The organism is Acrocarpospora pleiomorpha (genome assembly GCF_009687885.1).
Classification (GTDB): Bacteria; Actinomycetota; Actinomycetes; order Streptosporangiales; family Streptosporangiaceae; genus Acrocarpospora; species Acrocarpospora pleiomorpha.
Window position 1 is genome coordinate 123,562 of the sequence record NZ_BLAF01000007.1, and the last position, 12,479, is coordinate 136,040.

General features: G+C 65.4%; 14 protein-coding genes. 2 read left to right on the forward strand and 12 right to left on the reverse strand.

Translation table 11 applies throughout. The annotated features are described in order from the left end of the window. The first annotated feature begins 173 nt into the window (after positions 1–173). A complete protein-coding gene (locus Aple_RS06375) occupies positions 174–926 on the forward strand; it encodes a neutral zinc metallopeptidase (RefSeq protein WP_155343536.1) in 753 nt (250 codons plus the stop codon). 246 nt (positions 927–1,172) lie between these two features. Here Aple_RS06375 and Aple_RS06380 read toward each other — a convergent pair whose 3' ends face one another. Then, entirely contained in the window at positions 1,173–1,934 is a 762-nt protein-coding gene (locus Aple_RS06380; RefSeq protein ID WP_155343537.1) for an SDR family NAD(P)-dependent oxidoreductase, read from the reverse strand. Between the two features lie 85 nt (positions 1,935–2,019). Here Aple_RS06380 and Aple_RS06385 point away from each other — a divergent pair, with 85 nt between their 5' ends. Beyond that, entirely contained in the window at positions 2,020–2,331 is a 312-nt protein-coding gene (locus Aple_RS06385; protein WP_155343538.1) for a DUF4286 family protein, read from the forward strand. A gap of 66 nt (positions 2,332–2,397) precedes the next feature. On the opposite strand, the gene Aple_RS06390 is transcribed toward Aple_RS06385, so the two are convergent. From Aple_RS06390 to Aple_RS06440, 11 genes are all read right to left on the reverse strand, one after another. Next, entirely contained in the window at positions 2,398–3,816 is a 1,419-nt protein-coding gene (locus Aple_RS06390; RefSeq protein ID WP_170321312.1) for an ABC transporter substrate-binding protein, read from the reverse strand. 262 nt (positions 3,817–4,078) lie between these two features. Beyond that, positions 4,079–4,327, reverse strand: coding sequence for a biotin/lipoyl-containing protein (locus Aple_RS06395; protein ID WP_155343540.1), 249 nt, complete (start codon positions 4,325–4,327; stop codon positions 4,079–4,081). After that, positions 4,320–5,312, reverse strand: coding sequence for an alpha-ketoacid dehydrogenase subunit beta (locus Aple_RS06400; protein WP_155343541.1), 993 nt, complete (start codon positions 5,310–5,312; stop codon positions 4,320–4,322). Before Aple_RS06400 ends, Aple_RS06395 begins: the two co-directional genes overlap by 8 nt. Beyond that, complete coding sequence (locus Aple_RS06405; RefSeq protein WP_218038144.1) at positions 5,305–6,300, reverse strand: thiamine pyrophosphate-dependent dehydrogenase E1 component subunit alpha; 996 nt, start codon at positions 6,298–6,300, stop codon at positions 5,305–5,307. The genes Aple_RS06400 and Aple_RS06405 overlap by 8 nt, the downstream gene beginning before the upstream one ends. Before the next feature lie 14 nt (positions 6,301–6,314). Beyond that, a complete protein-coding gene (locus Aple_RS06410; RefSeq protein ID WP_155343542.1) occupies positions 6,315–6,644 on the reverse strand; it encodes a 2Fe-2S iron-sulfur cluster-binding protein in 330 nt (109 codons plus the stop codon). Positions 6,645–6,738: 94 nt separating this feature from the next. Beyond that, a complete protein-coding gene (locus Aple_RS06415) occupies positions 6,739–8,136 on the reverse strand; it encodes an aromatic ring-hydroxylating oxygenase subunit alpha (RefSeq protein ID WP_155343543.1) in 1,398 nt (465 codons plus the stop codon). Positions 8,137–8,154: 18 nt separating this feature from the next. Further along, on the reverse strand, positions 8,155–8,448 hold the full coding sequence (locus tag Aple_RS06420; protein WP_155343544.1) for a hypothetical protein: 294 nt from the start codon (positions 8,446–8,448) through the stop codon (positions 8,155–8,157). Between the two features lie 67 nt (positions 8,449–8,515). Beyond that, entirely contained in the window at positions 8,516–9,547 is a 1,032-nt protein-coding gene (locus Aple_RS06425; protein WP_155343545.1) for an ABC transporter ATP-binding protein, read from the reverse strand. Beyond that, complete coding sequence (locus Aple_RS06430) at positions 9,537–10,622, reverse strand: ABC transporter ATP-binding protein (RefSeq protein ID WP_155343546.1); 1,086 nt, start codon at positions 10,620–10,622, stop codon at positions 9,537–9,539. Before Aple_RS06430 ends, Aple_RS06425 begins: the two co-directional genes overlap by 11 nt. Beyond that, entirely contained in the window at positions 10,619–11,506 is an 888-nt protein-coding gene (locus Aple_RS06435; RefSeq protein WP_155343547.1) for an ABC transporter permease, read from the reverse strand. The genes Aple_RS06430 and Aple_RS06435 overlap by 4 nt, the downstream gene beginning before the upstream one ends. Next, on the reverse strand, positions 11,503–12,462 hold the full coding sequence (locus tag Aple_RS06440) for an ABC transporter permease (protein ID WP_218038145.1): 960 nt from the start codon (positions 12,460–12,462) through the stop codon (positions 11,503–11,505). Before Aple_RS06440 ends, Aple_RS06435 begins: the two co-directional genes overlap by 4 nt. Positions 12,463–12,479 lie beyond the last annotated feature (17 nt).

Here is a 12,479-nt window from a genome sequence, read left to right on the forward strand (position 1 = left end):
GATCTTCTCGCCTTGCCGGTATACGGAATAAGCAATTATCACAACATGGCATTTGAAGCAGGCGCCTGAGCTCCCCTGCTGGCGAGACGCCGGCGTTCGTTTCGGTTCCGGTAGCCGGGTTGTTATATGGACGAAGATCCTTTCGATGCTATTTATCGCTATGATCGCCTGCTATGAATCCGCTGGTGAATGTCGTGGTCGCAGCCTCGCTCGCCGCACCGGTGCCGACAGGTCCCGGCGCTCTGACGAAGAACCCGATCTACGCGACGGGGAAGCTGCCGCAGGTCACCTGCGAGGAGAAGATGTTCAATCCCGCGCGATTCGACTCCGTCCAGTTGTACGTCGAGGACATCTCCGACTGCTTGGAACAAGCGTGGCGTCCGCAGCTGGCGAAGGCCGGGATCCCGTTCAGCAAGCCTCGCTTGGTCGTCAAGGGCGGGAAGCGCATCAAGGCGTGCGGGTTCTCCGGCGAGCCGTACGAGACGTTCAGCATGTACTGCCTGAAGAACAAAACGATCTACATGCTCATCCCCGACCGGTCACTCGCAGACGAACTCAACCGGCCGACCATCCTGTTGAGCCTCGCCCGTGGGTACGGTTACCATATCCAGCAGCTGACGGGCATCGTCGGCCAGCAACTCAAGGCCGAGAAGAAGCTGTCGAAGCGCGGCCTGCTGGCCCAGCGTAAGAGGTTCGAACTACAGACCACCTGCTTCGCCGGCGCCTTCCTCGGCAGCGTATGGGACTCGCTGGGACACACCGCCGAACCCAGCTCGGAGCACATGCTGTGGGTGCTGGTCAACACCACCATCGGGCCATCGCAGGGAAGCACAAAGAACCGCACCTATTGGGCGACCCGCGGCTACGAGAGTTGGTCCCCGGGTTCCTGTAACACCTTCACGGCCCCAGCCAAGCGCGTGAGCTAGCCAATCCAATCCAACATTCGGGCGGCGTAAAACACCTGGCACCGTCTTCCCTGCTGCGACCGACACCCGCTCCGGGTCAGCCCTGAACGGCCCCCTCAGGCATTCAGATTTGCTCTCAAAGTCGGCGGGGACCTTCCCACCGGGGGCATCATGGGTGAGGTGCGCGATCCGCTCGAAGGCTGGACTCGCGCCCTGGCCGACTCGTTCAGCGTCCAGTGGGACGTTTTATGGCGCCCGAGACAATGCTCAATGGATCGTCGAAGTGCCACCGTCGATTACGAAAGTGGTAGCGGTCACGAAGGTGGACTCATCTGAGGCGAGGTATAGCGCGAAATTGGCGATGTCCTCCGGCTTGCCGATCCGTCCCATGGGGATCGAGGCGGAGAGTGTCGCGACCAGTTCGGGAGTCAGGTGCTCTTTCAATACGGGTGTCTCGATGAGACCGGGGGCAATGCTGTTGACGCGGATTCCCAGCGGAGCGCCCTCAGCGGCCAAGGCGCGCGTGAATCCCATGACGCCCGCCTTCGCGGTGGCATGCGCCACCGTGGGGGTGGTTTTGGAAGCGCCTAAACCCGCGCCGGACGCGGTATTGATGATCGAGCCGCCCCCGCGAGCCACGAGGTGGGGCCACGCCGCGCGGGTCACGTAGAAGACGAGATTAAGGTCGTTGCGCATTGTGAACGCCCACTCGTCCAGCGAGATCTCCGCGAACGGACTGAACTTCTGCGCCGACGCGTTGTTGTAGACGATATCGAGCCCGCCCCACTCGGCCGCGGCCGCTTCGACGAACTCCTCGGCGCTCCTGGGATCGCCCAGGTCCACCGGCGCGGCCGCGAGCATGGTGCCGCCGGCCGCCTCGACCAGTTCCTTTGTCTCCCGGTTTCCCTCGACCTTCAGATCGCAGCCGATCACCTTCGCACCCTCACGGGCAAAGATCTCGGCCGCCGCTCTCCCCTGTCCGCCACCGGTGCCGGTGATCAGCGCGACCTTGCCGTCCAGACGCCCCACAGGAACTCCTTCTTTCGATATTTTTGATATCATAGAATTAAGAAAAGCTTCCGGGCAAGAGGTCCACCAAAAGCGAGGGCAGGCAATGGCCGGAGTAATCGTGGTTTTCACCTGTGCGGTCGAGGGAAAAGACGCCGAGTTCAACGAGTGGTACGACAACGTGCACCTCCCCGAGCTCCTCGAATTGCCCTCCATACGGTCGGCCAAGCGTTACCGCCTCAACGAGGCGACGAACTCGTCGGTCAAACAGCGCTACCTCACCGTCTACGACGTGACCGACCCCGGCCAGGCGGCCAAGGAGATGGCCGAGGCCGTTCAGAATGGCATGTTGATCTCGCCCGCCCTCGACCGAGCGTCCGGTCTCCAGGGCTACTTCGACGAATTGGCATCGAGCTAAGACACAGCTCCCGGTGGGTGTGGTGGCTTGACGCCGCAGCACCCACCGGGCACCACCCAGGCCGATTCAGTCGACCCAGACCCGCTCCCACGTCGCGCCCCCGACATTCACCGGGTTGATTCCGTGCACGGTCGGAGCCCCGATCACCATGTCATGCTCGTACGCGAACAGCCGGACCGGAGCGTCTGCCTTGGACAGTTCGGCGCCCACCGCTTTCCATGCCGCCGCCAGTTCGTCCGCATTCGTCGTTCGCCGCGTGGTCTCGAGCGCCTCGTCCAGCGCGGGGTTGGAATAGCCGTAGTAGTTCAGATCCCCGTTGGTGCTGAACGCGCGGAACATACTCTCGGGCGTCTGGCTGTTGGCCGACGAGACATACGACAGCTGGAAGTCGGACTCCCGCCAGCGCTGCACCAACACCAGGTTGTCAAGCGGCCGCACGTTCACCGTGAGCCCCTTGATCTTGTTGAACTGTGCCCCGATCACTTCGATCGCCTGCTTCGCCACAGGCGCCGTCCCGAAGCCGATGAGCTCGAGTGTGAGACTCGCCTTCCCCGTCTTCGCGAGGTACGCGTCGAACAACCGCTGCGCCTCGGCGAGATCGAACGCCGGATACTTGACGTTATCCTCCCGGTACGGGCTGTCGGGTGCGTACCAGGAGTCGGGCGCCACATCACCCGGATAGATGGCGGCGGTGAGCTGCGCGTTGTCGAAAGCGTGCATCAGCGCGGCGCGAAGGTCGGTGTCCTTCAGATCCGGGTCCTTCACGTTGAAGCCCAAGGACGTGCCACCCCAGACCACCATCCGGTGCACGTTGTTGCCCGCGTCCTCAAGCGCCTTCGCGTCCCGCTTGATGTAGGTCCGGTGCACATTGACTTCTCCGGCGCGGAAGGCGTTGATACGCACGTCGTCACCCGGGATCAGCTTGAGCGTGAGCTTGTCGATATAGGGCAGCCCTTTCTCGATGTAGTCGGGATTCCGGGTGTAGCGCAGGTATGAGTTCTCCACGAACTGCTCGAGGATGAACGGACCCGCGCCGACCGGCTCTTTCCCGAAGGCATCACCCTTCTCCTGGATCGCCTTGGGAGAACCGATCATGCCGAGCTCGTACTGCAGCGCCCAGGGAAAGTTGTAGTTCGGTCCTTTCAGCGTGACTTCGATCGTCAGGGGGTCGACTACTTTCCACGTCATCTGCGACAGCCAATACAGGGCCGGCGAAAGCAGGGCGGGGTTCTTCGCCCGCTCCCAGTTGAACGAGACAGCGTCCGCGTCGTAGGGGGTGCCGTCGGTGAACGTGATCCCGCTCCGCAGCTTGAGGGTCCACACCTTGCCGTCCGGCGACGATTCGAGTGACTCGGCCATCGCCGGCTCGAACTTGTCGTCCTTCGCTATGTAACGCATCAACGAGCCATAGATCGGCTCGCAGTAGATCCACGCGGTCGGCGTGCCACACCTTGCGGAGTCCGGGATCGGATTGCTCAGCACCACGCCGGTAACCTCTCCCCCACGTTTGGGGGATCCGTCTCCGGCGCTTTCCGCAGCGTTCTTGGCCGAAACTCCGCCGCACCCGGCCATAACCGCGGCCATCGCCAACGCGACCACGGCTCGCGGGAGCGCTCGCCGACTTGCCTTCATGCCCTACTCCTTCGGCACTTGCAAATATATCGAATCGTGGAGCCGAAATCACCCTGCCTCGCACGCGCGTGGCGGAGCACGCGCCTCAAGCGCGTACCCCGCCCCCGGCGACCGGTCAGGCCTGGCTGTCGATGAATCCGATCTCGGTACCCACCGGATACACCTCTTCGGGCTGGGCCACCCCATGGCGGAGGACACCGCTCGCCGCGGCCTCCACCTCCACCTCGACCTTCTCGGTCTCCACCGAGTAGATGTGGTCGCCCGCGGTGACAATGACCCCGTCCTCGACCAGCCACTCGATGAACATGGCCTCGGTCATCGCCATCGACACCTTCGGGATGCTCACGGGAATCCGCTCAGACACGTACCGCTCCCGCCACCTTCTTGACCGCGGCCACGATGTCTCCGGTGCCCAGCGTCACCGCGGCCTCCGACGCGCGCGCGGGGATCGGGCTGAACTTGGCGCCGACCCGCACCACCGGCTCGACGAGCTCGTTGAACAGGGCCTCGGTGATCTGCGACGCCACCTCCGCGCCTGGGCCGCCGAATGCGACCGCGTGGTGCGCGACCACCGCGCGCCGCGTCTTGGCCACCGACGCGAGAACCGTCTCCAGGTCCAGCGGGAGCAAGGTGCGAAGATCGACGACCTCAGCCTCGATCCCCTCGGCACTGAGTGCCTCGGCAGCCTCCAGCGCCTCCCACGTGGCGGGACCGTACGTCACAATCGTGACGTCCCGACCTTCGCGCTTGACGTCGGCCTTGCCGATCGGGATGCGGAATCCATCCTCGGTGGGCATCGGACCGCGCTTTCCGTACAGGCGCGACGCCTCCATGAACAGGACCGGGTCCGGGTCGAAGATCGACGAGAGCAGCAGGCCCTTCGCGTCGGCCGGCGTGCTGGGGTAGACCACCTTCAGACCCGGGATGTGCATGAACCATCCCTCCAGGGACTGCGAGTGGGTCCCACCTGCGCCCGAGCCTTCGAGCACCACGGCGCGCACCGTGATCGGCGATGTCGTACGACCCGCCGACATGTACCTCAACTTGGCCGCGTGGTTGACGATCTGGTCCATCGCGATCCCGATGAAGTCCATGATCATGATCTCCGCCACCGGCAGCATGCCCTCGAGGCTGGCGCCCACGGCCGCGCCGACGATCGCGGCCTCCGAGATCGGGGTGTTGAGGACACGGTCATGGCCGTGCTCCGTGGCCAGACCGCGCGTCACGGCGTTGACTCCCGCGGCCGGATCGGCCAGGTCCTCACCGAGCAGGAATACGTGCGGGCTGGTCCGCAGCGCCTCGTCCAGCGCGGAGTTGATGGCCTCGCGGATCGTCGCTTTCTTAGACATTGCCAGCCACCAATCTCTCGGCGTACACATCCCGCTCGATCTCTGCCGCGTCCGGCTGGGGCGCCGCCTTGGCGGCCTCGACCGCCTCGTCGACCTCCTGGGCCGCCCTGGCCTCGATGGCGGCCAGCTGTTCCTCCGTGATCTCCGGGTGGCTGAGCAGCGTCTCCCGGAACGTGATCATGGGGTCGTGCTTCCTGGCCTCTTCCAGCTGCTCGGCCGGGATGTACTTCATCTGGTCGCCGGCGTAGTGGCCCTCGAATCGGAAGGTGACGGCCTCCACGAGCGTGGGGCCCTCGCCCGCCCTGGCCCGGTCGACGGCTTCCCGGATGGCCAGATACGTCGACACCGGGTCGTTCCCGTCCACCGTGACGCCGGGCATCCCGACCCCTTTGGCCCGGTCCGCCACGTGCGGGATCGCCATCGTCTCCTCCACCGGCGTCATCTCGGCGTAGAGGTTGTTCTGGCAGACGAACACCACCGGCAGCTTCCACGTCGCGGCGAGATTCACCGCCTCGTGGAAGGACCCCGTGTTCGTCGCTCCGTCGCCGAAGGTGACGGCGGTGACGCGATCACTCTTCTGGAACCGAGCGGCCAGGGCCAGTCCGACGCCGACCGGCAGCCCGGAGCCGACGATGCCGGTCGACATCATCAGCCCCTGCTCGGGAGCGGCGATGTGCATCGTCCCGCCCTTGCCGTTGCACGCGCCGACGGATGTCCCGAGCACCTCGCCGGCGATCTCGACCAGCGGAACGCCCTTCGCCACGTGATCATGCAGTCCGCGGTACGTCGTGATCAGCCGGTCGTCGGGCCTCAAGGCAAGGCTGAGCGCTCCGGCGACCGCTTCCTGGCCACGCGCGGGCCAGATGATCGTGGCGAATTCGCCGCTGCGCATCCCTTTAAGGATCCGCAACTCCAATGCCTGGGATTTGCACATCACTTCGTACATGCTGCTCAGTTGCGAACTGGTCAGCTGCGCTATGTCACTCATAATTCTCCCTTGCCCTAGCTGGGTACGTCCTCCGGAACCCGCACGCCCTGCTTGTGCAGCACCAGGCCGTCTTTTCTGACCGTCAACCGGCAGGCCAGCCGCACCATCGGGCCCCGCACCCGGGCCACCATCTTCAAGCGCATGGCGTCCAGCTCCTCCGTACCGGCCGGAACCGCGGACAGCTCGCCGTCGACGATCTTCGTGAAGCACGACATGCAGTCCGCCTGGCCCCAGCACTTCGTCGGCCAGACGTAGCCCTGCCGCCAGGCGGCCTCGGCTACGGACTCGCCCTCGCGCACCTCGAACCGCGCACCCGAAGGCTCAACAGTGACCCACGGCATCATTGGCCCCACTTTCGGAGACGTTTCGACTGGAAATTTCGCCGCGAAAGCGGCTGGGCACGACCGCACCGGTTCGAGCCCAGCCGTCGATCCGAGGTCAGTACTCGGCCGCCAGCCGGCGGTCGAGCTCCTCGTGCATGTTGGAGATCGTCAACTCCCACTTCGCCGCCAGCCGCGTCTCGGTGAAGCTCGGCGCCTTGATCCCCTGCTGCATCCGCTCGATGTTGGAGAAGTCCTGCCGCGGGATGAGACCCCAGTGATCCGCGTCGTCCTTGTCGAACCTGCCGAGCGACTCGGGCCGTCCCGGCTCGTTGCCCTCGGGGTAGGCCGTCAGTGACCAGACCTCGAACTTGCACTGCTCGGGGTCGTCGTTGTGCGGCGTCACCCGGTAGCAGAGGCAGTTGTTGTACATCGGCAGCATCAGGTAGTTCGGGAACATGAACACGTCCCCGCCCCACAGCCTGAGGGCCTCCGGACGCCGCTCGTACGCCGGAATGCCGGCGCTCTCCCAGTACTCGAACAGGGCGTCGACCGTCGCCAGCCCGAACTGCGGGTCCGTCGGGTCGACCTTGCCGGAGACGCTCTCCATGACCCACAGGTCACGCTCGAGGGTCATCGCGTCCTGGCCCGACCACAGCACCCGAGCCATCTCCAGGACGTTGGTCGCGTTCCCGTGGGTGCTTCCCCGCTGGGCGTCACCGCCCTGGAAGAGCCCGTGCCCGTTCACGAACGACTGGTATTCGGGGAGCGAGCGGTTGGTCTCGTCGGCGTCGTCCTGGTTGTGCTGGGTGTACAGCTGGGGGTGTGTCTGCTTGACGTGGTAGCTCTCGAAGAAGGCCTCCTGCGCCAGCTTCCAGTTGCAGTTGAGGACGACCTCCTTCCACCACTTCACCCGCATGTTCCCGACGTTGACATGGTCAAGGATGTCCGCGACCGGGAACAGGGCTTCGCGGAGCGGCCCGGCGTCGCGGTCCATGTTGATCCACACATGACCGCCCCAGGTGTCGACGAGGCACTCGGGCAGGTCGATCTCGTCCCGGGACAGCACGCCGTCGGAGAAACCTTCCCGGCCGAACACGTGCGAGCACTGCCCGTCGGTCTTCCACCGCCACCCGTGGAAGGGGCACACGATCTGACCGCCGGGGAACCGGCCGGACCCCTTGCCCAGCTGAGTGCCCCGGTGCCGACAGGCATTGTGCAGCGCCTTCACCGAACCGTCGTTCTGGCGCACGAGCAGGAACGACTTTCCCACGATCTCGTACTCCACGAAATCGCCCGGGTCCGGGATCTCCTCCTCGCGGCACGCCATCTGCCACACATGGGACCAGAGTTTCTCCTTTTCCAGGTCGTAGAACTCGCGGGAGTAGTAACGCTCCGCCGGCACGTGCAGCGAGTCCTTCATGTGGAACGGGACCTTCGAGGTCACCTCCTCTCCGTTCGGCCCGATCGGCGTGACTTTGGCCGGGGTGCTGGTTCGCGGATCAGTGACAGTCATTGCTCTTCCTCCTGCTACTCACTGCGCGGTCTGCTTGTCATCAGTCGTCGCGTACACCGGCTGAGCGGCGGCCAGGTGCTCCTCGAGCCGCGTAGTCCATTCGGTACGCACGTCGGGCCCTTCGAGGGCGATCAGGCGACGCTCCAGCTCGGCCACGATCTCGAGCAGGCCGAGGACGGCCTTGCGGAGCACCAGAGAATCGTTGGCGGCAATGCGGTGGTGATCGATGTCGAGGAGTTTCGCGAGGAGCGCGTTCACGTAGCCCGACTCGCCGCTCACTTCAACGTCTTGAACGGTGCTCGCTCTGAACATGCCACCCCTTTCTATGATTCTAGAAATTTAGATATAACGTAACGCGGGCTACAGCTTCAAGCAATGCTCATGCCGACGCGAGTTCGCCTTGCTCAGGAGCGGTCGCGGCTTCCAGGAGCGGGAAGTGGCACGCGGCGAACCGACCCGGAGCCGCTTCCCTAATCTCGGGTTCTTCTCGCGAGCAGATGTCCTGGACTCGAGGGCACCTCGTCCGGAATCGGCACCCGCTCGGAGGGTTCAGCGGCGACGGAAGATCGCCCGACAGGGCGGCTTCCTGGATGCCCGCTTCCGGGTCAGGCTCGGGGATGGATTGGATCAGGGCGCGGGTGTACGGGTGGAGCGGCGCGGCGAACAGGGCGTCGGAGTCGGCCACTTCGCAGATCTTGCCTAGGTACATCACCACGACGCGGTCACTGAGGTTCTTGATCACCGCGAGGTCGTGCGCGATGAAGACCATCGTGAGTTCGTATCTCGCCTTCATCTCCTCGAGCAGGTTCATGATCTGCGCCTGCACCGAGACGTCCAAGGCGGACACCGGCTCGTCGCAGATCACCACCTGGGGGTCGAGGACCATGGCGCGAGCGATGGAGATCCGCTGGCATTGGCCCCCTGAGAACTCGTGCGGCCGGCGGTCGGGAGCGGTGTCAGGGTCGAGTCCGACCCGCTCGATGATCGTGCGTACGCGCGTCTCGATCTCGCGTTTGCTCAGTTCGCCGTGGATGCGCAGGCCCTCGGCGATGATGTCCTTGACCTTGCGGAGCGGGTTCAGGGAGGAGATCGGGTCCTGGAAGATCATCTGGAGCTTGTCCCGCCGCTGCCGCAGCGCCGCACCTTTGAGCGCGGTGACCTCGACGCCGTCGACCAGGACCGAACCCGATGTCGGCGGAGGCAGCTGCATGATCGCTTTGGCCACGCTCGACTTTCCGCAACCGGACTCGCCGACGAGTCCTACGGTCTCGCCTCGGCGTGCGTCGAAACTCACGTCGGAGACGGCGAACACGCGTTCGCCGCGCCGTCCGACGTACTCGACGGTCAGGTTGCGTACGTCCAGGACGACGTCGTCGCTGTCGCGAAGGTGGGCGGTGCCGCTACCGGCCATCAGTTGACTCCCCTGCGTTCACGGCGGTGCCCGCTGCGTTGACGCCGACCTTGATGTTGTTCTCTCGTGCCGCGTCGCCGGCCGGAGTTCCCAGCGGGAAGAAGCAGGCCGACGTGTGGGCGGGATCGATCGGTGTCGGCTCCAGGACAGGGGTCTCGCTGAGGCAGCGAGGCTGCGCCGACGGGCATCTCGGCGCGAAACTGCACGCCTGCGGTGGATCGATCAGCACAGGTGGGCGGCCTGGGATCGAGGCCAGCCGGGTGTGACTGGGGTGGGAGACCCGGGGAATCGCGTCGATGAGCGCCCGCGTGTACGGATGCCGCATGTTCGAGAACAGCTGCTTGGTGGGCGCCTTCTCGACGATCCGCCCGGCGTACATCACGGCGATCGAGTCGGCTCGCCCCGCGACCACCCCGAGGTCGTGGGTGATGAGCACCATGCCCATGCCCGAGTCCGCCTGCAGCCGCTCGAGGAGGTTGAGGATCTGGTGCTGGACCGTCACATCGAGGGCGGTCGTCGGCTCGTCCGCGATCAGCAGCTCGGGCGAGCAGGAGATCGCGAGGGCGATGGTGACACGCTGGCGCATGCCGCCGGACAGGTTGTGCGGGTACTGCTTGGCGCGCTTGGCCGGCTCGGGGATCCCCACCAGCGTGAGCAGGCGGATCGCCTCCTCCTCGGCCTGCTCGCGGCTCAACCCGAGGTGGAAGCGGAGGGTCTCGGTGAGCTGCGCGCCGACGGTCAGCACCGGCGTGAGCGAGGTCATCGGGTCCTGGAAGACCATGGACAGGTCGACACCCCAGAGGTGCTTGTTCTGCTTCGGCGAGACCGTGGCCAGGTCGAGGCCCTTGAGGCGGATCTCGCTTCCCGGAAGGACCCGGGCGCTCGGGGCGAGGATCTTCATGATCGACCGGGAGAGCACGGACTTGCCCGAGCCTGACTCGCCCACGATCCCCAGGGTCTCCCCCGCCCGGAGGTCGAGATCGACTCCGTCGACGGCCCGTACCAGGCCACGGGGTGTGTCGAACCAGACCTTCAGGTTTCTCACCTGCAGAAGACGGGCCTCGGTGGTGCTCATAGCGACGACTCCCTGCCGATTCGGCCCCGTGCCCAGTCACCGAGCCTGTTGAACGCGAACACCGTGAGGAAGAAGAACATCCCGGGGATCATGACGAGATGGGGGTGTTCGTTCATCTGGCTGCGGCCGTCGGCGAGCATGCCGCCCCAGCTCGGCGTCGGCGGCGGCACGCCGAGTCCCAGGAAGCTGAGACTGCCCTCGGCCACGACGAGCGCGGCCATCACCACGAGCATCAGCGACATGACCGGGAGCATCACGTTGGCCAGCAGTTCGCGGGTCAGCACCCGGAACGGGCTCGCGCCGAGCGCCTTGGACGCGGTGACGAACTCCCGTTCGGCGAAGGCGATGGTGTTCGCGCGAGCGATTCGGGCGAAGTTCGGGATGCCCAGGAGAGCCAGGCCGAGGACGAGGTTCGTCAGGCTCGGCCGCATGGCGGCGACCAGCGCGATGAGGAACATCAGCGGGGGGAACGCCATCAGGAAGTTCACCAGCAGTGAGATCGTGGAGTCGACGGCGCCGCGGAAATAGCCTGCGGCCATCCCGAAGGCGACACCCACCACCATGGCGAGGGCGGTGGCGCCAAGCCCGACCGCCATGGAGATCCGGGCGCCGTAGACGCACCTCGAGAGGATGTCGCGTCCCAAGATGTCGGTGCCCAGAAGGTGGTCGCCCAGGCCAGGGGTGGCGCTGAAGACGTTGCCGATCTCATTGGGATCGGCCAGCGGAAGCCAGTCCGCGGTGATCGCCCCGACGACGACAAGACCGAGCCACACCGCGCCCAGCGGCGCCCCGTAGTCGCGCCGGCGCCTTCGCCTCTTGACGACCGGGGCGGCGTCGGCCGACTTCACGGTCGGCGGGACTTTCAGACCGACGACATCCGTCATGTCGTAGCCCTCCTCACGCGCGGGTCCAGCAGCGGGTACGCCAGATCCACGAGGCTGTTCAGAACCAGATAGATGAGGGCGCTCAGCAGCACGATCGCCTGGACCGTGATGAAGTCGCGGTTGTTGATCGCGATGACGACGAGCGAACCCAGTCCAGGGATCGAGAAGATCATCTCGACGATGACGGCGCCGCCGATGAGCCGGCCGATCACGACGCCGGAGACCGTGACCAGGGAGAACGACGACTGCCGCAACGCGTGCCGTACAAGGATCCGCCAGGTTGGAAGCCCGCGCGCCCGAGCCGACAGGACGTGGTCCTGCTGCAGGGTCGCCATCATGTCGCCCTTGAGCAGCCTGATGAACAGGACGCACTCACCGGCGGCCAGGGAGACGACCGGGAGGATGACCGCCCTGAGGTGCTGGAACGGATCCTCGCTGAACGGCACCCAGCCCACGATGGGCAGCCATCCGAGCTGGACGCCGAACACCCAGACGAGAACGATCGCGAGGACGAATGCCGGGGTCGCCAGCGTCGCGGACGCGATGAACGTCGCGATCCTGTCGATGATCCCGCCGGGCCGGTACGCGCTGTATATCCCGACGGGGATCGCGACCGCGAGCGCGACCGCCATCGCCAGGACGGCCAGTTCGAGAGAGACCGGAGCCCGCTCGGCGATCGTCGTCGCCACCGGGATCCTGGTCTGCCACGACGTCCCGAGGTCGCCGTGGAGGAGGTCGCCCAGCCAGGAGACGTATCGCGTCACCAGGGACTGGTCGAATCCGTAGAGCTGGATGAGCTGCTGCCGCATCTCGTCCGTCGCGCCTTCGGGGAGCAGCCCGTCGACGGGATCGCCGGGGATGAGCTCGAGCAGGAGGAACGTTGCGACGCTCACCATGACGAGCAGGAGGACGAACCTCGCCATGGAGAACATCCGCCGTCGGATCAATGTGGTCACGAGATTTTCCTCGCCAT